Source organism: Hydrogenophaga sp. L310 (assembly GCF_055703065.1).
The window spans coordinates 71,437-94,076 of the sequence record NZ_JBVPZA010000003.1; the positions used below are offsets into that span (position 1 = coordinate 71,437).

The window sequence follows — 22,640 nt, forward strand, 5'->3', positions numbered from 1 at the left end:
CCAGACATGTAACGTCTGGTGTCGGCTTCAAGCTTGCGCAGGAATCCCGAGCAGATCGCGGGCCAGCGCTTCGGCGACTTTGATGCCGTCCACGCCCGCGGAGAGGATGCCGCCAGCGTAGCCCGCGCCCTCGCCCGCCGGGTACAGGCCCCGGGTGTTCAGGCTCTGGCAGTCCGTCCCGCGCGTGATGCGCAGCGGCGACGAGGTGCGCGTTTCCACGCCTGTGAGCACGGCATCGGCCATGTCGTAACCCTTGATCTTGCGGCCGAAGACGGGAATGGCTTCGCGCATGGCCTCGATGGCGAAATCCGGCAGAGCGGGGGCGAGGTTGCCGAGCTTCACGCCTGGCTTGTACGACGGATCCACCGTGCCGAGCGCTGTGGACGGTGTCTGGGCCACGAAGTCGCCCACCAGCTGACCGGGGGCTTCGTAGGTGCCGCCGCCGAGCTCGTAGGCCCGGGCTTCCAGCTGGCGCTGCAGCACGATGCCGGCCAGTGGGTGCGTCTGGCCTTGTGCGGCCATGGCCTGGGCCTGCGTGGCGTAGCGCGTGCCATCGGCCTCACCGAAGGCGGCGGTCCACAGCGGCGCGTCTTGCGGAAAGGACTGCGGGAAGTCAGCCACGTCGATGCCAACCACCAGGCCGGCGTTGGCGTTGCGCTCGTTGCGCGAGTACTGGCTCATGCCGTTGGTGACCACGCGACCCGGCTCGGAGGTGGCCGCCACCACGGTGCCGCCCGGGCACATGCAGAAGCTGTAGACCGCGCGGCCGTTTTTCGCGTGGTGCACCAGCTTGTAGTCCGCGGCACCGAGCAGCGGGTGGCCGGCGTGGCGGCCCCAGCGCGCGCGGTCGATCACGCTTTGCGGGTGCTCGATGCGAAAGCCCACAGAAAACGGTTTGGCTTCGAGGAACACGCCCGCATCGTGCAGCAAGGCGAAGGTGTCGCGCGAGCTGTGGCCGAGCGCCAGAACGGCGCGCCGCGCGGGCCGTTCGGTGATCGCCCCGCTGTCCAGCTGCAGCACGCGCAGGCCAGTCAGTTGCTGCTGACCGCCATTGGAGGGTGCCAGCGTGAGGCCCACCACCTGCTGCTGGAAGCGGATTTCGCCACCCAGCGCGATGATCTTTTCGCGCATCGCCTCGACCACCTTGACCAGCTTGAAGGTGCCGATGTGCGGGTGCGCCTGGTACAGGATTTCGGGTGGCCCGCCAGCGTCCACAAACTCCTGCATCACCTTGCGGCCGAGGAAGCGCGGGTCCTTGATCTGGCTGTAGAGCTTGCCGTCCGAAAAGAGGCCGGCGCCGCCTTCGCCGTACTGCACGTTGCTCTGCGGGTTCAGCACCTTCTTGCGCCACAGGCCCCAGGTGTCCTTGGTGCGCTCGCGCACCGGCTTACCACGCTCCAGCACGATGGGGCGCAGGCCCATCTGCGCCAGCGCCAGCGCGGTGAACAGGCCGCAAGGACCGAGGCCAACCACCACCGGGCGATCCGCCTCGTCGGCGGGCCAGCCGGTGGGCGCGTGACCGGGCGCGTGCCAGTCCATGTCGGGTGTGGGCTGGATGTGCGGGTTCTTCTCGTGTTGCGCCAGCAGGCTGGGTTCCAGCGCCGGGTCGGCCAGCGTCACGTCCACGATATACACGGCCAGGAGTTCGGCCTTGCGGGCGTCGAAGCTGCGTTTGAACACGTGCAGGTGGGCGATGCCGTCGGCCTCGATGCCCAGCGCCTGGGCGGCGAGCCGGGCGAGGGCCTCGACCGGGTGCGGCGGCGGGATGCGGTCTTCGTCGGTTTCGGACGGTGCGTCGGAGGCGCGGCGGTGTTCGGCCGGCACGTCGGCCAGCGGGAGCTTGAGTTCGGAGAGTCGGATCATGATGAAGAGGGCTTGTGTTTATCAAGCAAAGGGTCCCTATTGTCGTCAAAGCCGCGACCGGTTTTGTGGTGCGCGAGGCCTCCGGGGGACTGTTGTAAATAAATCCGGGTAAAATAATAAAACCCGTATAAAATACGCGCCATGAACACCGTCACCACCGTCACCTGCACCGCTTTTCTGGGTCACCGCCGCGTCGCCAACGGCTCCTATACCGAGGTGGACCAGGCGCTGCGCGCGCTGGACCTGAGCGCTGGAGGCCTGCTGGTGTTTGACGACGCCAGCGGCGCCCTGGTGGACCACCCCTGGCCAGCCGGCTATGCCCCCGCGCAGCCCGCCGGCGGTCCCCCGGACGAGTCCGAAGTGGTGACCGTCGCGCAGGGCGTGGGCCGGCCGCGTCTCGGCGTTGTGGCGCGCGAGGTCACGCTGCTGCCGCGCCACTGGGAGTGGCTCGCACAGCAACGTGGCGGCGCCTCTGCCGCTCTGCGCCGTCTGGTGGAAGAAGCCCGGCGATGCCAGGGCAATCAGGACGTGCAGCGCCAGGCCAAGGAACGGGTGTACCGATTCATGAGCGCCATTGGCGGTGGCCTGCCCGGCTTCGAGGAGGCTTCGCGTGCGCTGTTTGCGCAGGACAGCGAGGTGTTTGCCCGCCGCACGGCCCACTGGCCCGCCGACGTGAAAGCCTATCTCGCCTGGCTGGCCCGCGATGCATTTGCCGATCGTTCCCCGCCACCAGTTTCTGGTCTTTGAAGGAGTTTTGCATGTCGACTGTTCACATTGTTTACGGCCCGCAAGGCGCTGGAAAGTCCACCTATGCCATGGCGTTGTGCGAACGCGAGCGAGCCATGCGGCTGTCCATCGACGTCTGGATGGCCGAGCTCTTCGGCCCTGACGTGCCGCAGCAAGGCACGATGGGCTGGATCATGACCCGCGTTGCACGCTGCGAATCGCGCATCTGGCAGACGGCCCGCGAGGTGGCGCAAAGAGGTGTTCCGGTGGTGCTGGACCTGGGCTTCATGAGGGCCAGTGACCGTGCGCGCTTTGCCAGCCTGGCCGCGCAGGACGGTCTGCCGGTGCAGCGCCACTTTGTCTCTGCCGACGCGGGTGTGCGCCGAGCGCGCGTGCTGGAACGCAACCAGGTTCGTGGCGCCACATTTGCATTCGAGGTCACGCCCGCCATGTTTGACGCGATGGACCCGCATTTCGAGGTGCCGTCGATGGAAGAGCTCGCCGCCTCGTTCGTGCATTCGTCCTGATGCTTTCCTGATGTCCCGCAGTTCCCACACATGCAAAACCAACCTTCGGCGGCGCAACGACCCCTTTGGCGCATCTACCTGGTGTTTCTCGCGCCCATGGTGCTGTCCAACTTCCTGCAGAGCTTCTCGGGCACCCTCAACGGCATCTTCATCGGCCAGATGCTCGGCACCCACGCACTGGCGGCGGTGTCGGGCATGTTCCCGATCTTCTTTTTCTTCATCTCGCTGGTGATCGGCCTGGGCGCAGGCGCGTCGGTGCTGATCGGTCAGGCCTGGGGCGCACGCGAGCCCGAGAAGGTCAAGGCCATTGCGGGCTCGGCGCTGGCACTGGGCGCCTTGATCGGCATCGTGGCGGCGCTGCTGGGCAGTGTGTTTGCGCGAGAGGGCATGCAACTGCTGGGCACGCCGGCCGACGTGCTCGACGATGCCACCGCCTACGCGCGGGTGATGATGTTGCTGATGCCGCTGCTGCTGGTGGTCATCCTCTACACGCAGCTGCTGCGCGGCGTGAGCGACACGGTGACGCCGCTGCAGGCCCTGCTGCTGTCCACCGGCCTGGGCCTGGTGCTGACGCCGGCCTTGATCAAAGGCTGGCTGGGGCTGCCGCCCATGGGCATCCAGAGCGCAGCGCTGGCGGGCTTTGTGTCCCAGGCGGCGTCGCTGGGTTTCCTGGTCTGGCGCCTGCGGCGCAAGGGCAGCGTGCTCGCACCCGACCGGATGTTGCTCCAGTCCCTGCGGCTGGACGGCAAGATCCTGGCCCAGGTGATGCGCATCGGTCTGCCCACCGGCCTGCAGATGGTGGTGATCTCGATCTCCGAGCTGGTGATCCTGTCGCTGGTCAACGGCCACGGCTCGCAGGCCACGGCGGCCTATGGCGCGGTCACGCAGATCGTCAACTACGTGCAGTTCCCCGCGCTGTCCATCGCCATCACCGCGTCCATCCTCGGCGCGCAGGCCATCGGCGCGGGCCGGGTGGAGCGCCTGGGGGCCATCCTGCGCACGGGGCTGTGGATGAACGTGTGCGTGACCGGCTCGCTGGTGCTGCTGGGCTACGCGCTTTCAAACTGGTTGCTGGGCCTGTTCATCACGCAGCCCGAGGTGCTGGCGCAGGCCGAGCACCTGCTGCACATCATGTTGTGGAGCATGCTGCTGTTCGGCTTCCAGTCGGTGGTGGGCGGCATCATGCGCGCCAGTGGCGTGGTGCTGGTGCCGGTGGCGATTTCCATCGCCTGCATCCTGTTGGTGCAGCTGCCGGTGGCCTACGGGCTGAACCAGCGCTTTGGGCTGGAGGGCGTGTGGATGGCCTTCCCCGTGACCTACGCGGCCATGCTGGCGCTGCAGACCGGCTACCACCAGCTGGTGTGGCGCTACAAGAAGATCGAACGCCTGGTTTGAAGGGTCGGCAGGACGATCCGCCGCCGGGCCGCCCCAAGGCGGATCAGCCCCCTCGGGGGGCAGCGACCCGCGCAGCGGTGGAGCGTGGGGGCAACGGGCCAGCCGCCGGGCCGCCCCAAGGCGGATCAGCCCCCTCGGGGGGCAGCGACCCGCGCAACGGTGGAGCGTGGGGGCAACGGGCCAGCCGCCGGGCCGCCCCCAAGGCAGGCCCAGCCCCCTCGGGGGGCAGCGACCCGCGCAGCGGTGGAGCGTGGGGGCCTTTCCATTGGATAATCGCTGGGTGAAGCGCGCCAGGCCGTCGCTGGCACAGCCCGCAAGGGAACCCGAAAGGGAGTGCTGGAGGAACGTCCGGACTGCACAGGACAGCGTAGGAGGTAACACCTCTCCACCGACAAGCCGCAAGGCCCTAAGGTGAGGATCAGAGCAACAGAGACGAGCCGCTTCAGTGCGGGTGAAACGGGCAATCTCTACGCGCAGCAATACCAAATAGGCCAGCGTTGACGTGGTTCCGCGGAGCTGGCGGGTAGGTAGCACCGAGCCGATTGGGTGACCATCGGCCCAGATGAATGGCGGTCACATGCGGGGCCTTCGCAAGAGGGTTCTGCATGCACAAAATCCGGCGTATCGGCGCGCTTCACACTATTCCAGCGTCGGCGGCTCAATGGCCGCCGTCCACCAGCCAGCGCACAAAACACCCGGCTTCTTCGGCGCTCAGGCGTTCGTGGGCCGGCACACCGCCAAACAGGTGGTGTTCGCGCAGATGCCCGATCTTTCCGGCAATCTGATCTTCCTGTCCTTTGAGTGGCACGTACCGGTCGGCCAGCTGTGCGATGGTCGGCGCCTTGCCGCGTGGCGGTGAGCCGTGGCAGGAAAGGCAACCTTTGTCGAGGGCCAGGTTCATGCTGGCCAGCGCAGGCAGGGTTGTCAGGGCCAGGGCCAGTGCGATCCCCGTCGCGAGGCGGCCTGTGGCGTTTTTCATGCGTACTCCCTGCATGGGTGATGCTCGCCAGTGGCTACAGGTTGAAGCCGCCCAGGCTCTGGATGCGCTCGACGTGCGCGAGCAGGGAGCGCTTGGCCACGGGCCACAGGCGCTCGGGCACGTCGTCGTAGGCGATCTTCACCCAGTCGTCCATCGTGCCTTCGGGCTTCGCCTGCATGGCGCGCGCCACCTTGGCTTCGCGCGCCAGGCGGTGGGCTTTCAGGTGCGCGATGGCCGCGCGGGCGCCGCCGTGTTCCGGTGCGCTCGGGTTGTCGGTCGTTCGGCGCAGGTCGCCGAGCACGTAACCGTGTGCGGGCAGGATGAAATCGACCCCATGTTGCTCGCAGAGTCGATCCAGCTTGTCCAGTGATTCGAGGTACGCGCCCATGTTGCCGTCGGGCGGGTCGATCACGGTGGTGCTGCCGTTGAGGATGTGGTCGCCGCTGAACAGCAGGCCGTCTTCTTCGAGCAACAGACAGAGGTGGTTGGCGGCGTGGCCGGGGGTGTGCACCACCTGCAGCGTGTGCGTGGCGCCATCCTGGCCCTGCAGCACGATACGTTCACCGTCGGTTAATGCGCGCTCGGGCGTGAAACGGCTGTTTTCGCGCGCCGTGGGCGCGCTGGGCCGGCCCAGGATGGCGGGCGCCTCGCGGCCTGCCGCCGTGCACAACCCTTGCAGCCGCGCCGCTCCCGGCGAATGGTCGGGGTGGGAATGGGTGCAGACGATGGCGCGGATGTCGCCGCCCGCGGCGCGCCAGAGGCGCTCGATGTGCTCCGGAATGTCCGGACCGGGATCGATGGCGATGTGGCCGCCTGCCGGGTCGCCCACCAGGTAGCTGTTGGTGCCCGGGCCGGTCATGAAGCCGGGGTTGGGTGCGGTGAGCCGTTGCACGTTCTTGAGCAGCGGCACCGGGCGCTCGGTCTGCCAGCCCAGTTCGTGCACGATCTGGCCGTCCGGGCAGACCAGGGCCAGTTCGCCAAAGGGCGGCTCATGCTCCATGTGGCGCGACTCGTGGCCGTTCATCAGGCCGGCGCGCGGGCAACTGGTGAACAGCGGTTCGTCGTTGATGGCACAGGCGTCGAGCACCGCTTGCACCGTCGGATAGGCCTGCAGCCGCTCCAGCGTGCGGATGGTCGGGAAGATGATGAAGAAGTCGCCCGTGGCATGGCGCGCCAGCGCGTCGGTCGGACGCACCCACACGGGTTCGAACTGCTCGGCCTCGTCGGCCACGGGTTGCTGGCCTGCGGGCATGCGCGCCACCAGAAAGGGCACGTCGAAGCGGCGCGGCAGGTCGCGGTCGGTGATCCAGTGGGCAAGCACGAACACTTCGCCACCCGACAGCGTGAGGCCTTGTGCCGTGCACTGGCCGGCAAACGGTGCCTGGCGGTCCAGCGCAGCAATCTCGTCGGTTCCGAGGTGAGAACCGTCGGTCCGACGGGCCAGCAGCACGCCCAGTTCCTCGAAGCTCTCGCGGATGGCGGCGATGGCCTGGGTCAGGTGCAAGTCGCTTTGCGTGGCGCGGCGGGTGGACTGGTTGTGCGCCAGCACGTCGGCGGCGTCGATGCCGCCGCCGGGGAAGACGTAGGCGCCGGGTGCGAACGAGGCCGTCATCGAGCGGCGCGTCATGAGCACTTCGACGCCCTGGGGGCCGTCGCGCAGCAGCAGCACGGTGGCGGCAGGGCGCACGGAGGCGGGCGTGCGGGCGGGGTGAAGCAGTTGGGTGGGGCGGGCCATCCGGGCATTGTGCGTCAGCGGGCGTGAACCGGCTGTCACCTCCCGGGCAGGTTCAGGCCGCCTGGGTCGGCGCGAGCGCGAGCATCTCGGGTGACAGCCCCTGCCAGGCGATGTCGAAACCCGGGGTGCTGCGCGCCGGCGGCAGTGGTGGCGTGCGCAGCGCCCAGTGGGTGCCGGCGGTGACGCTGTCGATCACCGGCACGGGCACATCGCCCTGGATGGCGGTTGCCATGCCGGCCAGACCGGCGCCGCCGAGGATGACGGCCTGCACGCCGAGCTGGTGGGCCGCGTCGCGGCAGGCCTGGGCCAGCAGGCGGTGGGCGGCGGCCGGGTCGGCGGCGAGCTGGGCGCCTGTGGGCACCACGGTGTGGATGCCGGCGAGCTGTTGCGCCTGGCCGAGTGCTTGCGCGAGGCGCTGCAGCATCGGGCCCCAGCGTTCGCCACCGGTGACGATGGCGTAGCGGCCGTGGCGCGCGGCTTCGATGAAGGCCGCTTCGGCCAGCCCGGTGACCGGCACGGGGCTGGATTCGCGCAGCGCCATCAGGCCGGGGTCGCCGAAGCAGCCGATCAGCACCGTGTCGGGTGGGGGTTCGGGGCCGGCCAGCGCGGCGGCCCAGGCGTCGAGCGCGGCGTGGGCGGCCACGGCGTAGCTCGCTTCGTCGGCGATGTAGGGCGCGCCGAAGCGTGCGGTCACGGTGCGCACCTGCACGTGCAGGCCGGCGGCCGCCTGTACATGGGTCTGCAGCAGCGCGCTCACGCGCGCCGAGGTGTTGGGGTTGATGACCAGCAGCTGCTTCATGTTCAACGGAACAACTGCATCAGGTCGGGCGTGGCTTCGCGTGCCGGTGCAAAGCTCAGTTGCGACTCCAGTCGCTCCAGGTGCTCGCGCATCAGGCGTGCCGCCTCGCGCGCATCGCGCAGCTTGAGCGCCGCGAGCAGGGCGCGGTGCTCCTGGCAGCCGCAGGCGGTGGCGTCTTCGCGGGCCTGGCTGTGCGGCGCGCTGTAGGTCATGAGGATCAGCGAGGTGCGCGAGACCAGCTCGCGCAGGATGCGGCCGAGCGTGCCATGGCCGGCGTGGTCGGCGATGTGCAGGTGGAAGTCGCCCGAGAGGCGGATCGCGCGGCGTATGTCCCCCACGGCGCGCGCGGCCTCTTCGTCGCGGATGCAGCGGGTGAGGGTCTGCATGTCGGTGGCCGTGGCCACCGCCACGAAACGCTCGACCAGCGTCGGCTCGATCAGGCGCCGCACCTCGAACACCTCGCGCGCTTCCTGCTCGGTGGGCTGGGCGATGGACGCGCCCCGGTTCGGCGTGAGCGTGACCACCTGTTCGTTGGCCAGCCGCACCAGCACCGGCCGGATGCGCGTGCGCGAGACACCGAAGGCCTCGGCCAGCCGGTCTTCGACCAGCTTGGTGCCGGGCGGGAGCTGGTGGTCGAGGATGGCCGAGACCATGCGCTCGTAGATGTCGTTGTCCGACAGCGGCGCGAGGGCCTCGTCGGCGGTCTTGCGGACGCGGGTGGCGCTCATCCGGCGCGACCCTTCTTGTGCCGGCCCAGCAGCATGGCCAGACCCACGGTGACGCCGATCACCGCGAAGGACACCACGGTGGTCACGGTGCCGAGTGCGTAGATGGCCGGCGTGGTGACGGTGGAGGTGAGGCCCTGCAGTTCCAGCGGCAAGGTGTTGACGTCGCCGATGGCCTGCGAGGTGCGGGCGATCTCGTCCCAGCTCAGCGTGAAGCCGAACATGCCGATGCCCACGACCGAGGGGCCGATCAGCGGCAGCACCACGTGGCGGAAGGTCTGCCAAGGCGTGGCGCCCAGGTCGCGCGCCGCTTCTTCATAGGCCGGGTTGAAGCGGTTGAACACCGCGAACATGATCAGCAGGCCGAAGGGCAGGGTCCAGGTGAGGTGCGCGCCCAGCGCCGAGGTGAACAGGCCGAGCGCGGTGCCGTACTCCTCCAGCGTGGTGGTGGCGCCCACCGCTTCAAGCAGCCACTTGAGGCCGCCATCGAGCAGGCGGAACTGCAGGCCGATGCCCAGCGACACGATGATGGACGGCATGATCAGGCTGGCCACGGTCACGTAAAACAACGCGTTGCCGCCGCTCAGTTTCTTGCGGAACGCCAGACCGGCCAGCACCGAGAGCAGCACGGTCAGCAGCATGACCACGCCGCCCAGCATGAGCGAGCGCAGGAACGCCGCGCCGATGTCCACCGTGCCCAGGCCCTCGGCGAGCTGGCGGAACCAGTGCAGCGACAGACCGCGCAGCGGGAAGGTGAGGCCGCCCTCCGGCCCCTGGAACGAGAGAACGAAGATGACGAACATCGGGCCGTACATGAACAGCACGAAGAGCGCGAAGACGGCGGCCAGCGGCCAGAAGCCGGGGGCACGCGATTCGGTGGTGTGGGCCATGGTCAGAGTTCCTTCCGGATGTCCACGAGCCGCGTAAGGCCCCAGATGATCATGAGCACCACTGCGAGCAGGATCACCGCGTTGGCGGCTGCGAGTGGGAACTGCAGGTAGCTGGTCTGCACCTGGATGATCTTGCCGACCGAGGCGATCTGTTGTCCGCCCATGACGCCAATGGTGACGAAGTCGCCCATGACGATGGTGATGACGAAGATCGAGCCGATGATGATGCCGGTCTTGCTCAGCGGCACGATCACGTTCCACAGCGTCTGCCAGCCGCTGGCACCGGCGTCGTTCGCCGCTTCGAGCAGGCTGCGGTCGATGCGCATCATGCTGTTGAAGATGGGCACGATCATGAACATGGTGTAGAGGTGCACGAAGGCCAGCACCACCGAGAAGTCGGAGAACAGCAGCCACTCGATCGGCGTCTCGATCAGGCCGACGCCTTGCAGCGACTGGTTGACCAGGCCATTGCGCCCGAGCAGCGGCACCCAGGAAATCATGCGGATCACGTTGGACGTCCAGAACGGCACGGTGCACAGAATGAACAGCGCCGTCTGCATGCCCGAGGAGCGAACGTGAAAGGCCAGGAAATACGCCACCGCAAAACCCAGCACCAGGGTGATGCCCCAGACCAGGAGGCTGAACTTCAGCGTGGACAAATAGGTGGAGAGCGAAACACAGAAATCGCCGTGTTCGGTGAGCACGGAGCAGCCTTCGAAGATGGCGAAGTAGTTGCGCAGCGTGAACGCCGGCAACAGCTCGTACTCGTTGAAATCCCAGAAACTGACCATCACGATCAGCCCCAGCGGAATGAGGAAGAACAGCACAAACACCAACGTGAACGGCGCCGCCTGCCACCAGGCGTGCAGCGTGCGGTTCGGGCTGTCGGCGACAGGTCCGTCGGTGGTGGTGGATGTGCTGCTCATGAAAGGTCAATCAGAAAGGAAACAGAAGCCACAAGGAGGGGTGCGCGCCCGCGGCGAGCGCAGCGAAGCCCCCTCCAGGCCACCGCGGAACCGGCTTTGCCGGGCCGCCAGTGGCGCCCCCCTCTGGGGGGCTGAGGACCGCGGCTCCAAGCCTGCCTGCGCAGGCTTGGACGGGACGAAGAGTCATCGCCTCCGGCGATGACGCGGCCTGCAAGGCACGCCGCAGGCGGCGCGGGGGGTGAATTCGTCACGCAGCGACGAATTCATTCCATTTGCGCACCATGTACTCGTTCTCATCCATCACCGCGTTCCAGCACGCGATGCCGCCCATGCGCGCTTCGTAGCTGCCGCCGTCGCGCACCGCGCCGGCCTTGGCCAGCACGTCGCCGTTCGGGCTCTTGATGTCCTGCGCGGCGGGCTTGCCTTCCATCCAGTAGGCCCACTCGTAGGCTTCCATCTTGGCCTTGGCGGTGTCGAGCACGGCGCTGTAGTAGCCTTGGCGGTTCAGGTAGGCGCCGGCCCAGCCGTCGAGGAACCAGTTGATGAACTCGTAGGCGCCGTCGAGCTTGCGACCACTCAGCGTGGCGGGCAGGCCGAAGCCGGCGGCCCAGGCGCGATACCCTTCTTTCAGCGGCTGGAAGTTGCAGGCGATGCCCTTGGTGCGCACGGCGGTCACGGCCGGGCTCCACATCGACTGGATCACCACTTCGCCCGAGGCCATCAGGTTGACCGACTCGTTGAAGTCTTTCCACAGCGCGCGGAACTGGCCGGCCTTCTTGGCTTCGATCAGGGTCTTGATCGTCAGGTCGATCTCGGCCTTGGTCATGTTGCCCTTGTCGGGGTACTTGTAGAGGCCCATGGCTTCGACCACCATGGCGGCGTCCATGATGCCGATGGACGGGATGTTCAGGATCGCGGTCTTGCCCTTGAACTCGGGGTTCAGCAGCTCGGCCCACGAATTGATGGGACGCTTGATCAGGTCGGGGCGGATGCCCAGCGTGTCGGCGTTGTAGACCGTCGGGATCAGGCTCATGAACTGGGTCGGCGACTTGGCGAACACCTTGCTCTTTTCGCCTTCGAGGAAGATCACCTTCTTGGGCGCGGTGCCCTGGTCGCCCACGGCCTTGCTCGCCACGCTGCCGGTGGTGAACAGCGGGGTGATCTTGTCGGCGTTCTTGATCTTCTTGACGTCGATGCCCTTGAGGTTGCCGGTGGGCACGATCTTCTTCAGCGAGAAGTACTCGGTGTCGATCAGGTCGAAGCTGTTGGGCGCGGTGACGGCACGCTTGGTCACGTCGTCGGTGGTCACGGCCACGTACTGGATCTTGATGCCGGTGTCTTTTTCGAACTTGTCGCCGATGGCCTTGTCCTGGTTCACCGCGGTGCCCAGGTAGCGCAGGGTGATCTTTTCCTGGCCGATGGCCGGCGAGATGCCGCTGGCCAGGATGCCGGCCATGCCGGCGGTGCCTTGCAGCAGGCGGCGGCGCGACAGGCCGGTGAGGGTGTCGGTGTTGTCTTTGATCGAATCGGACATGGGTCGAGCTCCAGTGGGTTGGGTTGCGGGGGAGGAAAACGAGAGGGAAAAAGGAGGGCCGTGCGGGTTCAGGCCGCCGTGGCGACCGGCGCGTCGAGCACCGGCGGGAAGGTGTGGGCCTGCCAGGGAGCCCAGGTCAGGTTCACGCTGTCGCCGGGGGCGTAGGGCTGTTGCACGAACGCGGCTTCGGGCAGCATCACCGAGACGCTGTCGTCGGTGCCGTTCAGCTTCAGGCCCAGCAGCACATAGGTGCCCTGGTACTCCACGTCACGGATCGTCGCCAGCCAGCCGCTGCCGCTGTGGACGGGCGCGAGCTGGATGTGGTCGTTGCGCACGGCCACCTTGCCGTCGGTGGTGTTGAGCACGTTGTGACCACCCATGAAGCGCGCCACGAACTCGCTGGCGGGCCGGTTGTAGACGGTGTGGGGCGGACCCACCTGTTCGATGCGGCCGTGGTTCATCACCACCATGGTGTCGGCCAGGGCCATCGCTTCTTCTTGCGAGTGCGTGACGTGGATGAAGGTGAGACCGAGCTCTTTCTGCCAGTGGCGCAGCTCGGCGCGCATCTGGATGCGCAGGAAGGGGTCGAGCGCGGAGAGTGGCTCGTCGAGCAGCAACACGCGCGGCTGGGTGATCAGCGCGCGGGCGAGCGCCACGCGCTGCTGCTGCCCGCCAGAAAGTTCGCCCGGTTTGCGTTGCGCCAGGTGGCCCATGGCCACGCGCTCCAGCAGGTCCTGCGCCTGTTTCAGCCGCGTGGGTTTGTCCACGCCCTTCATCTTCAGGCTGAAGGCCACGTTGTCCAGCGCCGAGAGGTGCGGGAACAACGCGAAGCTCTGGAACATCATGGCCGTGCCGCGCGCGGCGGCGGGCAGGCTGGTGATGTTGCGGTTCTCCAGCAGGATGTCGCCGCTGGTGGTGCTCTCGTGGCCGGCGATCATGCGCAGCGTGGTGCTCTTGCCGCAGCCCGAGGGCCCCAACAGACAGCAATAGCTGTTGGGCGCGATGCGCAGATCGATGCTGTCCACTGCCACGCTGCCCTGCGCGTAGCGTTTGGTCAGTGCAATGAGTTCGATGGCGGCAGGCTGGGGTGTGTGGTCATCCATGTCTGCCGTAGTGCATCAACCGTGCCAGCTGTTTTGTATGCAATGTGCACCGGATTGCATACAAAACAGCACAGACTTTGTGCGCAAAGTGGTCTGGGGGTGGGGCGGAGGGCCGTCGCGGTGCGTGTGCACCGGTGTGAAGCGCACCACGCTGCGGCGATGCGGCCTGCCGGTGCGCACCGCTCTGGACGGATAATCCGCCCATGCACATCCGGTTCACCAAAATGCAGGGCGCGGGCAACGATTTCGTCGTGCTCGACGAGACGCGCGCTCGCTTGGGTCTGACCCACGCGCAATACCGCTGGCTGGCCGACCGGCATTTCGGCGTCGGCGCCGACCAGATACTGAGCGTGCGGCCCTCGCCCGGGCCCGGGCTGGACTTTGAATACGTGATCCACAACGCCGACGGCGGCGAGGTCGAACATTGCGGCAACGGGGCGCGCTGCTTCGTGCGCTACGTGCACGACAAGGGGCTGACCACCGCCAACCCGGTGCGCGTGAAGGTGAAGCACGGCGAGATCAGCCTGGCGCTGAACGATGACGGCCGCGTCACGGTCGACATGGGCGCGCCGGTGTTTGCGCTGGAGCGCGTGCCGTTCGACGCGAGCGGCCTCGTCTCAACGACGATGGGCAATGTCGAGCGCTGGCCGCTGGCCTTGCCCGGTGGCGGCGAGGCGCTGGTGTGTGTGCTGTCCATGGGCAACCCGCACGCGGTGCAGCTGGTGGACAACGTGGACACCACGCCGGTGCTGAGCCAGGGGCCGCTGATCGAGCTGCATGCCCGCTTCCCGGCCCGCGTGAACGCCGGCTTTCTTCAGATCGTCAACCGCGGCCGGGTGCGCCTGCGCGTGTACGAACGCGGCGCGGGCGAGACCTTGGCCTGCGGCACCGGCGCCTGCGCCGCTGTCGTGGCCGGCATCCGCCTGGGCCTGCTGGATTCGACAGTCGATGTGCAGACGCACGGCGGCGTGCTCACCATTCAATGGCAGGACACCCCGGCGCACGACGCCCCGGTGTTCATGACCGGCCCCGCCACCACCGTCTTCGAAGGTGAGATCGACGTACCCGACCTCGCCTGAACCCCCACCGAACCGAACCACCATGACCCATCAGTCCATCCCCCCGATCACCGAAGACGACATCGCCAACTACCTGGCCAACACGCCGGACTTCTTCGAGCGCCACGCCGATGTGCTGGGAACGGTGCAGCTCACCAGTCCGCACGGCAAGCGCGCCGTCAGCCTGCAGGAGCGGCAGGCCGAGATGCTGCGCGAGAAGATCAAGGGGCTTGAACTCAAGGCCGCTGAAATGATCCGCCACGGGCAGGACAACACGACCATCGCCGACAAGCTGCAGCGCTGGACGCGCGAGCTCTTGCTCACCCGCCTGGCCAGCGATCTACCCGCCGTTGCGGCGCGCGGCATTGCCGACCAGTTCCTGGTGCCGCAGGTGGCCATCAAGGTCTGGGGCGTTGCGCCCGAGTTCGCGGCCGAGCCCTATGCACAGGGAGCCAGCGAGGACGTGATGGCGTTCGCCTCGTCGCTCACGCAGCCGTACTGCGGCGCCAACCCGGGGCTGGAGGCCGCGCAGTGGCTGGCCGACCCGGCTGCTGCGGCCTCGCTGGCCTTGATTCCCCTGCGCGCCGGGATCGCGCCCCAGGCTTTTGGCCTGCTGGTACTGGCATCGCCCGATGCCCAGCGTTTTTCGGCGGACATGGGCACCGACTTCCTGGAGCGCATTGGTGAACTCACCAGCGCAGCGCTCTCGCGCCTGCGACCGGTGATCCCGGCCACCTCGGTCTGAGGACATGACCCCCACGCTGGTCACTTCGTGGCGTGCGCTGCCCACCGGGGGGGCTGGCCTGCCTTGGGGCGGCCCGGCGGCAGTCCGATCCCACACATGAACGCCACCACCAGCGACGACGACGCCGCTCTGGTGCGGGCCTACCTGACCCATGTGCGGGTGGAGAAACGCCTCGCCGATCGCACGGTGGCGCTCTACACCCTCGACCTTGAAAAACTGGTGCAGCAGGCGCAGGCCACCGGTGTGGCGCTGCGCCGCGTGCAGAACGCCCACATCCGCCGCTGGGTGGCGCAGATGCACAGCGGCGGGCGCAGTGCACGCGGCATCGCACTCATTCTCTCGGGCTGGCGCGGCCTTTACGTCTGGCTCGGCCGCCAGGGGCTGATGGATCACAACCCGGTGCAGGACGTGCGTGCGCCCAAGGCCGGCAAGCCGCTGCCCAAGGCGCTGGGCGTGGACGAATCGGTGCAGTTGGCTTCACATGTCGAAGAGGCTGACGACCCGCGGCTCGAAGCGCGCGACCGCTGCATCACCGAACTGCTTTACGGTTGCGGCCTGCGCATCGGCGAACTGGTGGGGCTGGACGCGGTAGCGAGTGGCAGCGCGCGCGGCTGGATCGACGCTGAGGCCGGCGAGGCCCACGTGCTGGGCAAAGGCTCGAAACGCCGCAGCGTGCCAGTGGGCCGCGCCGCGCTCACCGCGCTGGAGCAGTGGATGGCTGTGCGCGGCGTCTGGGCGAAGGACGATCTGGCGCTGTTCATCGGCAGCCAAGGCCAGCGCCTGACGCCGCAGCACATCCGCGTGCGGCTCAAGCGCCGCTCGTTGCTGGCGGGCCTGGCCACACCGGTTCACCCGCACATGCTGCGCCATTCGTTTGCCAGCCACGTGCTGCAGTCCAGCGGCGACCTGCGCGCGGTGCAGGAACTGCTCGGCCACGCCAGCATCAGCACCACACAGGTTTACACCCGGCTCGATTTCCAGCACCTGGCGCAGGTGTACGACGCAGCCCACCCGCGGGCACAGGCGCGTGCCGGGGATGCGGGCGGCGATGGCCCTGCCAGCCCGCCCGCCGTGGGGGCACCACCGGTGCGCAAGCCCGGGCGCTGACCGGCCCGGAACGCCGGACCCGGATGGGTGAGCGGTAGGGCGGGTTATCCCTGTAGGATTTGCCGCCCCAGCCTTGATAATTGCTCCATAAGCAATTGCTTTATTTTTGATTTCAGGAGACCACCATGTTCAAGTTCCTCATTGCCTTCAAGTCGTTGCTGCTCGCGGCGGTCATGGCCACCTCGCTGTCGGCGCAGGCGGCTGATGATGTCATCAAGACCGTCTATCACATGAGTGAAGGCATTCCCCAGGCCTCGCGTGCGATCAACAACATCCGCAACCACCTGGCGGCCGATCCCAAAGCCAAGATCGTGGTCGTGACCCATGGCCTGGGCATCGACTTCCTGCTCGACGGCGCCACCAACCAGATGGGGCAGCCTTTTGCGGGTTCCATTGGCGAACTGGCGGCCAAAGGGGTGGAGTTCCGCGTCTGCAACAACACCCTGGTCTCGCGCAAGATCGACGCCGCCAAGGTGGCCATGGAAGCCAAGATCGTGCCGTCGGGTGTGGCCGAAGTCGCCAGGTTGCAGGCGCGCGAAGGTTTTGTGTACCTGCGTCCCTGAATAGGAGCACCCCCGCGCCGCCTGCGGCGTCACCCCCTCAAGGGGGCGGCACTGGCCGTCCGGCAAAGCCGGCCCGGCGGTGCCCTGGTACAGCGCCCCCTCCGGCGTGAGGTGCCTTCAGCCGTGGATGCGGTGGAACCGGCTTCGCCGGGCCACTCGCATCGCCCCCTGGGGGGTGACGCCGCAGGCGGCGCGGGGGGAGTCACCTCCCCGCGGCGCGGGGGGAGCCACAATCCCCACATGAAAACCATTCGACTCAAGCCCGGCAAAGAACGCTCGCTGCAGCGCCGTCACCCTTGGGTGTTTGACGGCGCGGTCGCCCGCGGTGGCGGCGATGCCGGGGAGACCGTGCGCGTCGAAAGCCACGAGGGCCAGTTCCTGGCCTGGGGTGCGTTCTCGCCGAGCTCGCGCATCCGCGTGCGGGCCTGGAGTTTTGACGAGGCGCAACGCATCGATGCCGCCTTTTTTCGCGACACGCTGGCGCGTGCCATCGCCCTGCGCACGCGTCTGGGCATCGAGAGCAACGGCATCCGCCTGGTTCACGGCGAGTCCGACGGCCTGCCGGGCCTGATCGTGGACCGCTACGGCGACACGCTGGTGGCGCAGTTCACGGCCTGCGGCGTGGAGCGCTGGAAGGCGGTGATTGCCGACGCGCTGATCGAACTCACCGGCTGCCCGCGCCTGTACGAACGCTCCGACACCAGCAGCCGCAAGCTCGAAGGCTTGCCCGACGCCACCGGCTGGCTGCGCGGCAGCGGCGACACCGCGCTGGAATTGCAGGAACACGGCTGGCGCCTGGGGCTGGACATCGCTCACGGCCACAAGACCGGTTATTACCTCGACCAGCGCGACAGCCGCCTGGCGCTGTACCAGTACACGAAGCGCCTGGTGTTCGCGCAGGTGCTCAACTGCTTCAGCTACACCGGCGGCTTCAGCGTGGCCGCGCTGGCGGGCGGGGCGGGGCACGTGACCAGCATCGACTCGTCGGGCCCGGCGCTGGAGCAGGCGCGCGCGAACCTGCTGCTCAACGGGCTGGACCCGGCGCAGGCCAGCTTCATGGACGCCGACGTCAACACCTCGCTGCGCCAGTTCGTGGCCGAGGGCCGATGCTTCGACGCCATCGTGCTCGATCCGCCCAAGTTCGCCCCCACGGCGGCACATGCCGAGCGCGCCGCCCGGGCCTACAAAGACCTGAACCGCCAGGCCTTCAAGCTGCTCACGCCCGGTGGCGTGCTGTTCACCTTCTCCTGCTCGGGTGGCATCGGGGTGGAACTGTTCCACAAGATCGTGGCCTCGGCCGGGCTGGACGCCGGCGTGGACGGCGCCATCCTGCAGCGCCTGGGCGGCGCCTGCGACCACCCGATGACGATCAACTTCCCCGAAGGCGAATACCTCAAGGGTCTGGTGGTGATGAAAAAGGCGTAGAACCAGCAGGTCGCATACACTCCCCCGCTGTCGCGTTCCCGTTCCCCCGTTGCAGGAGTTTTTCCCGCCATGTCCCTGATCCCCGCCACCATCCTCACCGGCTTCCTCGGCTCAGGAAAAACCACGCTGCTCAAGCGCGTGCTGACGGAAGCCCACGGCCAGAAGATCGCGGTGATCGAGAACGAGTTCGGCGAAGAGAACATCGACAACGAGATCCTGGTCGCCGACACGCAGGAAAACATCATCCAGATGAGCAACGGCTGCATCTGCTGCACCATCCGCGACGACCTGCGTGCCACGCTGCACGACCTGGCCGAAAAGAAGCGCAAGGGCGAACTGCAGTTCGACCGCGTGGTGATCGAAACCACCGGCCTGGCCGATCCCGGTCCGGTGGCGCAAACTTTCTTCATGGACGACGAGGTCGCCGAGCAGTACCTGCTGGACTCCATCCTGACCCTGGTGGACGCCAAACACGCAGCCGACCAGCTCAACGACCGCCAGGAAGCGCGCCGCCAGGTGGGCTTTGCCGACCAGATCTTCATCAGCAAGGCAGACCTGGTGGACAAAGACGAGCTGGATGCGCTGGTCCACCGCCTGAAGCACATGAACCCGCGCGCGCCGATGCGACCGGTGCATTTCGGCGAAGTGGCGCTCAGCGAGGTGTTTGACCTGCGCGGTTTCAACCTCAACGCCAAGCTCGACATCGACCCGGACTTCCTCAAGGCCGATGACGACCACGATCACCACGATCACGAGCATGGGGAAGCCTGCAACCACCCCTCGCACCAGAAGGGCCACGAGGGGCACGGTCACCACCACCATCACGACGACGACGTGAAGAGCTTCGTCTACCGCGCCACCCGACCCTTCAACCCGGCCAAGCTGGAAGACTTCCTGGGCGCCATCGTGCAGGTGTACGGTCCGCGCATGCTGCGCTACAAAGGCGTGCTGGACATGCAGGGCACCGATCGCAAGGTGATCTTCCAGGGCGTGCACCAGCTCATGGGCAGCGACCTGGGTCCGGCCTGGGCCGAGGGTGAGCCGCGTGTGAGCAAGATGGTGTTCATCGGGCTGGAGTTGCCCCAGGACATCCTGGTCCAGGGCCTGGACCAGTCGCTGGTGTGAGCCGGTGGCCGCCAGTTTCCACACACCGAACCCGACCGAACGTGTTGTTTGTCGCGCTTCTCCAACGCCTGGGCTTTCGATCGGATGCTGTGTCAGTGCCCACTCCGCCGTCATCGATACAATCGCCCCCCAAGTCGGGCGCCCAGCGCCCGGCCAGGCCTGCTTCAAGTCTGCGGGCTGCGCGCAGTCCGGCGGCGGACCGCAAACGGGGTATAACAACAAAACAGCCGGCACCGCCGGTGGATGGTGCTGCGCCACGGACACCGGTTCGCGGCAGCGCACAACCCCAAGACCAGGCATTGACAGGCACTGAGAGGAGACACCTTGTGAAAGCCCCGGCTACCAGGACAGCGAAAACCACCCCAACCGCGACCAAGGCGGCCAAGGGGCGGGTATCGCCGGTGTCGACCCAGAAAAAGCCAGCCGTGCCCTCAAAATCCGTGCCCAAAGCGCCTGCCAAGGCCGTGACAAAAACCACCACCAAACCCGCTGCGAAGCCAGGGAGTGCGCCTTCGGCGGTCAGCAAGCCGGTCGCGAAAAAGGCTGCGCTGGTCAAGAAGACTTCTGTCGCCAAAGCTGTGACCGTGGTATCCACCAGCCGCTCGGCGACCCAGACAAAATCTGGCACCAAGGCCGTGGACACCCGGGCGGGCGCAGCGAAGCCTGCAGCCAAAATACCGGCGTCGGCGAAAGCCCTGGCCAAGGTGGCGCCGGCTGTGAAAGTCCGGTCAGAAACCAAGGTGGTCGCGTCTCCCGCGGCAACCGTCCCATCCAGCAAGCCCACCCGGCCCGTCGCCACGGTGGCGTCGGCGCCTGTTGCCAAGCGGCACCCTCCCGCTCCCGCACCCGTTGTGGTCGAATCGACGCCACGCCCTCTGGGCAAGCGCGCGGCCAAGAAGGTGATGATGGAGCAGATGACGCAGGCCGCGGTGGTCCCCACCCATGCACCCGATGCCATCAAGGCGACCTTCTCCACCATGAACGAACGCGTAATGACCCCTCCCGTGCCATCCTCCATCCAGAAAGATCCCAAGCGGGTCAACAACTGGAAGAACCTGCCGGTTGAGCAGCTCACCGACCCGGACGTGCAGGCCATGCCCGACGACGAGTACATGAACGAGGTACAGCTGGCTTTCTTCCGCCGCAAGCTGTCCTTGCTCAAGGCCGACATGCTGGCCAATGCCGGTGAAACCACCGAGCACCTGCGTGAAGACACCGTGGTCGTTCCCGATCCCGCCGACCGCGCTACGATTGAAGAAGAACATGCGCTGGAACTCCGGACCCGCGATCGCGAACGCAAGCTGCTCAAGAAGATCGAACAGGCGATTGCCCGCATCGACTCGGGCGACTATGGTTACTGCGAAGAAACGGGTGAAGCCATTGGCGTGGCGCGCCTGATGGCCCGCCCGACCGCCAGTCTGTCGCTTGAAGCGCAGCAGCGGCGCGAACTCAAGCAGAAGATGTTCGGGGATTGACCCCCCGGTCTGGAACACTTTCCACCCTCAACCCCTCGGCGCTGAGCTCTCATGTCCAAGGACGACTCCAACGGCGGCTTCCTGTCCAAGGTGGTGAAGTTTGTTCGCCACCCGACCACGAGCTGGTGGGATCTGGACACCCGCAGCGTGGATCGCGAGAGCGAGTACAGCAAAGCGGCCCTGAAGGAAATGATCGAGCGCAAACGGCGCAACGACTTCGTGCGCAAGCGCGAGTTCGACATGCTGCGCAAGATCCGGAGCCGCGAAGGACCCAGTGAAGGCTGGCAGGGAGTTCGGCCCTCGTTCTTCCAGAGCAGCCTGCCGTCCAAGCCGGACGACAGGGCGATGACGCTCAAGAAGATCGACGAGATCGAGGCACAGATGTCGATGCAATGGTGGAAGACCAAGGGATCTGACTCCCATACCACCGGCTCCACCCTGAATTCGGGTGCCCACAGCACCGGGGGCACACCGCTGGATCGCAAGGGTGTTTCCACCAAGACCGATGCATTGGTCGATCCACTGGCCCGTCGTCGCGCTGTGCAGTACAACGAAACGGAGGCATCGCCTCTGATCGATCCGGCCTCGACTTTGCCGGCCCCATCACCATCCGCACCCGGTGCGGACTCCGGGATGGCCGCCACGCGCTCCGGAAGCCGAGCAGACAGCGTGCCAGCGGCGAACGCGCCAGCGCCAGCGCCTGCCCCTGCCGCCGCGCGCATCGGCCTGATGGCGCCCACACTGCGTGGCGAGCCGAGCGGATCGGGTCCGGCTTTTTCCGCGTCGCACTTCTTCGCGCTGGACGTTCATGAAATTGCCCAGGACCCGGAGGTGGAAGAAGCCGCCATCCGCTTTGCCAACGGCGACGATGCCGGGGCCGAACAAGGCTTGCTGGATACCCTGGGTGAGGCGCAGGGTGGCGAGGACCGTCTCGACAACTGGCTGGCCCTGTTCGACCTGTACCGGGCGACGGGCCAACTCGCTCCGTTTGAGAGCCAGGCGCTGGATTTTGTGAACCGTTTTGGCCGTTCGGCACCGCAGTGGGAGGACATGCTTGGGGCGGTTTCGGCCATGACCGGCAAGGCCTACAAACCATCGGTGACCAATGGTCGCGCGGTCTGGGCGTGCGAGCCCGAACTCGATGCGCACGCCGTGGGAACCTTGCAGAAAGTGCTGTTGCGGGCCAACCAGCCCTGGGTGCTGGATTGGGAACCGCTGGAGGCCGTTGATGTCAAGGCCGCCGGTGCACTGCTGGGCATCTTTACCCTTTGGGGTGATCAGGACGTGGAGCTGTGTTTCATCGGATCGAGCAAGCTGCTCGATCTGCTCAAGTCCCTGACGCCCTCCGGCCGGCGCGACGTGGAGCAGCTGTGGTGGGAGCTGCGCATGGCCGTGCTGCGGGTCATGGACCGCCCGGACGAATTCGAGTTGACCGCGCTGGACTTCTGCGTCACCTACGAGGTGTCACCGCCGGGGTGGGAGAAGTCACGTTGCCATTTCCGTGCCTTGTCGGGCGAATCTTCGGAGAGCGGCTCGTCCGTGCTGGGCGAAGTGGTCCTGGAACAGATGCCTTCGGTTTTTCCGGGAGACTCTGTGATGGAGAGTCTCAGCTCAGGGCTCAATCAGCTTGGTCTGGTGGAGCTGTCGGGTGAAATCAGGGGCGATCCCCAGGCCACACTGGAGAACCTGGAAAAGCGGTTGCAAGGCGCCGATGTGCTCATCATTTCCTGTCGCAACCTGATTCGAGTCGATTTTTCCGCAGCCGGCACCCTGCTCAACTGGGTCTCGGGCCACCATGCCGAAGGCCGCATGATCCAGTTCGTGGATGCGCACCGCCTGGTGTCCGCTTTTTTCCACGTCATCGGCATCACCGAATACGCCAAAGTGGTGGTGCGGAACGATTGACCCCCGAGGGTTGAATCACCCCCGCCGCGCTGCGC

The 22,640-nt window shown here is 66.9% G+C and carries 20 protein-coding genes and 1 other RNA gene; 12 read left to right on the plus strand and 9 right to left on the minus strand.

All coding sequences use genetic code 11. From position 1 onward, the window contains the following. Positions 1 to 27 precede the first annotated feature (27 nt). Positions 28 to 1,863, minus strand: coding sequence for an NAD(P)/FAD-dependent oxidoreductase (locus AC0GNO_RS07020; RefSeq protein WP_472903487.1), 1,836 nt, complete (start codon positions 1,861 to 1,863; stop codon positions 28 to 30). A gap of 141 nt (positions 1,864 to 2,004) precedes the next feature. Between AC0GNO_RS07020 and AC0GNO_RS07025 the strand changes: the two genes are divergently transcribed. The 4 genes from AC0GNO_RS07025 (at position 2,005) to rnpB (ending at position 5,151) form a co-directional block, all read left to right on the plus strand. Then, the gene (locus AC0GNO_RS07025) at positions 2,005 to 2,610 is read left to right on the plus strand and encodes a DUF2239 family protein (protein WP_472903488.1); all 606 of its coding nucleotides are present in this window, start codon (positions 2,005 to 2,007) and stop codon (positions 2,608 to 2,610) included. Between the two features lie 11 nt (positions 2,611 to 2,621). Continuing rightward, positions 2,622 to 3,116 carry a P-loop nucleotide/nucleoside kinase family protein gene (locus AC0GNO_RS07030; RefSeq protein WP_472903489.1) on the plus strand — a complete coding sequence of 165 codons (495 nt, stop codon included), beginning with the start codon at positions 2,622 to 2,624 and terminating at the stop codon, positions 3,114 to 3,116. A gap of 30 nt (positions 3,117 to 3,146) precedes the next feature. Then, a complete protein-coding gene (locus AC0GNO_RS07035) occupies positions 3,147 to 4,511 on the plus strand; it encodes an MATE family efflux transporter (protein ID WP_472903490.1) in 1,365 nt (454 codons plus the stop codon). 282 nt (positions 4,512 to 4,793) lie between these two features. Beyond that, an RNA gene (gene rnpB, locus AC0GNO_RS07040) (RNase P RNA component class A) lies at positions 4,794 to 5,151 on the plus strand. Positions 5,152 to 5,169: 18 nt separating this feature from the next. Here rnpB and AC0GNO_RS07045 read toward each other — a convergent pair. The 8 genes from AC0GNO_RS07045 to AC0GNO_RS07080 all read right to left on the minus strand — a co-directional run bounded on the left by AC0GNO_RS07045 (position 5,170) and on the right by AC0GNO_RS07080 (position 13,202). After that, positions 5,170 to 5,490: a c-type cytochrome gene (locus AC0GNO_RS07045; RefSeq protein ID WP_472903491.1), complete on the minus strand. Its 321-nt coding sequence runs from the start codon at positions 5,488 to 5,490 to the stop codon at positions 5,170 to 5,172. Positions 5,491 to 5,524: 34 nt separating this feature from the next. Beyond that, complete coding sequence (locus tag AC0GNO_RS07050; RefSeq protein WP_472903492.1) at positions 5,525 to 7,225, minus strand: MBL fold metallo-hydrolase; 1,701 nt, start codon at positions 7,223 to 7,225, stop codon at positions 5,525 to 5,527. Positions 7,226 to 7,277: 52 nt separating this feature from the next. Continuing rightward, positions 7,278 to 8,024, minus strand: a complete 747-nt coding sequence (locus AC0GNO_RS07055; RefSeq protein ID WP_472903493.1) for an aspartate/glutamate racemase family protein — start codon at positions 8,022 to 8,024, stop codon at positions 7,278 to 7,280. Positions 8,025 to 8,026: 2 nt separating this feature from the next. Further along, positions 8,027 to 8,752, minus strand: coding sequence for a GntR family transcriptional regulator (locus AC0GNO_RS07060; RefSeq protein WP_472903494.1), 726 nt, complete (start codon positions 8,750 to 8,752; stop codon positions 8,027 to 8,029). After that, positions 8,749 to 9,639 (minus strand): ABC transporter permease, encoded by an 891-nt coding sequence (locus AC0GNO_RS07065; protein ID WP_472903495.1) that lies wholly within the window; start codon positions 9,637 to 9,639, stop codon positions 8,749 to 8,751. Before AC0GNO_RS07065 ends, AC0GNO_RS07060 begins: the two co-directional genes overlap by 4 nt. A gap of 2 nt (positions 9,640 to 9,641) precedes the next feature. Beyond that, positions 9,642 to 10,565: an ABC transporter permease gene (locus tag AC0GNO_RS07070; RefSeq protein WP_472903496.1), complete on the minus strand. Its 924-nt coding sequence runs from the start codon at positions 10,563 to 10,565 to the stop codon at positions 9,642 to 9,644. A gap of 247 nt (positions 10,566 to 10,812) precedes the next feature. Further along, positions 10,813 to 12,099 (minus strand): ABC transporter substrate-binding protein, encoded by a 1,287-nt coding sequence (locus AC0GNO_RS07075; RefSeq protein ID WP_472903497.1) that lies wholly within the window; start codon positions 12,097 to 12,099, stop codon positions 10,813 to 10,815. A 68-nt stretch (positions 12,100 to 12,167) separates the two neighbouring features. Then, a complete protein-coding gene (locus tag AC0GNO_RS07080) occupies positions 12,168 to 13,202 on the minus strand; it encodes an ABC transporter ATP-binding protein (RefSeq protein WP_472903498.1) in 1,035 nt (344 codons plus the stop codon). Between the two features lie 203 nt (positions 13,203 to 13,405). On the opposite strand from AC0GNO_RS07080, the gene dapF reads away from it, so the two are divergent. The 8 genes from dapF to AC0GNO_RS07120 all read left to right on the plus strand — a co-directional run bounded on the left by dapF (position 13,406) and on the right by AC0GNO_RS07120 (position 22,605). Then, on the plus strand, positions 13,406 to 14,281 hold the full coding sequence (gene dapF, locus AC0GNO_RS07085) for a diaminopimelate epimerase (RefSeq protein WP_472903499.1): 876 nt from the start codon (positions 13,406 to 13,408) through the stop codon (positions 14,279 to 14,281). A gap of 22 nt (positions 14,282 to 14,303) precedes the next feature. Then, a complete protein-coding gene (locus tag AC0GNO_RS07090; protein ID WP_472903500.1) occupies positions 14,304 to 15,005 on the plus strand; it encodes a DUF484 family protein in 702 nt (233 codons plus the stop codon). Between the two features lie 96 nt (positions 15,006 to 15,101). Then, on the plus strand, positions 15,102 to 16,112 hold the full coding sequence (locus tag AC0GNO_RS07095; protein WP_472903501.1) for a tyrosine recombinase XerC: 1,011 nt from the start codon (positions 15,102 to 15,104) through the stop codon (positions 16,110 to 16,112). Positions 16,113 to 16,237: 125 nt separating this feature from the next. Next, a complete protein-coding gene (locus AC0GNO_RS07100) occupies positions 16,238 to 16,675 on the plus strand; it encodes a DsrE family protein (RefSeq protein ID WP_472903502.1) in 438 nt (145 codons plus the stop codon). Between the two features lie 240 nt (positions 16,676 to 16,915). Further along, a complete protein-coding gene (locus AC0GNO_RS07105) occupies positions 16,916 to 18,100 on the plus strand; it encodes a class I SAM-dependent rRNA methyltransferase (protein WP_472903503.1) in 1,185 nt (394 codons plus the stop codon). Positions 18,101 to 18,169: 69 nt separating this feature from the next. Then, positions 18,170 to 19,225, plus strand: coding sequence for a CobW family GTP-binding protein (locus AC0GNO_RS07110; RefSeq protein WP_472903504.1), 1,056 nt, complete (start codon positions 18,170 to 18,172; stop codon positions 19,223 to 19,225). A gap of 425 nt (positions 19,226 to 19,650) precedes the next feature. Then, on the plus strand, positions 19,651 to 20,700 hold the full coding sequence (dksA, locus tag AC0GNO_RS07115; RefSeq protein ID WP_472903505.1) for an RNA polymerase-binding protein DksA: 1,050 nt from the start codon (positions 19,651 to 19,653) through the stop codon (positions 20,698 to 20,700). Positions 20,701 to 20,751: 51 nt separating this feature from the next. Beyond that, positions 20,752 to 22,605, plus strand: coding sequence for an STAS domain-containing protein (locus AC0GNO_RS07120; RefSeq protein WP_472903506.1), 1,854 nt, complete (start codon positions 20,752 to 20,754; stop codon positions 22,603 to 22,605). Positions 22,606 to 22,640: the final 35 nt, after the last annotated feature.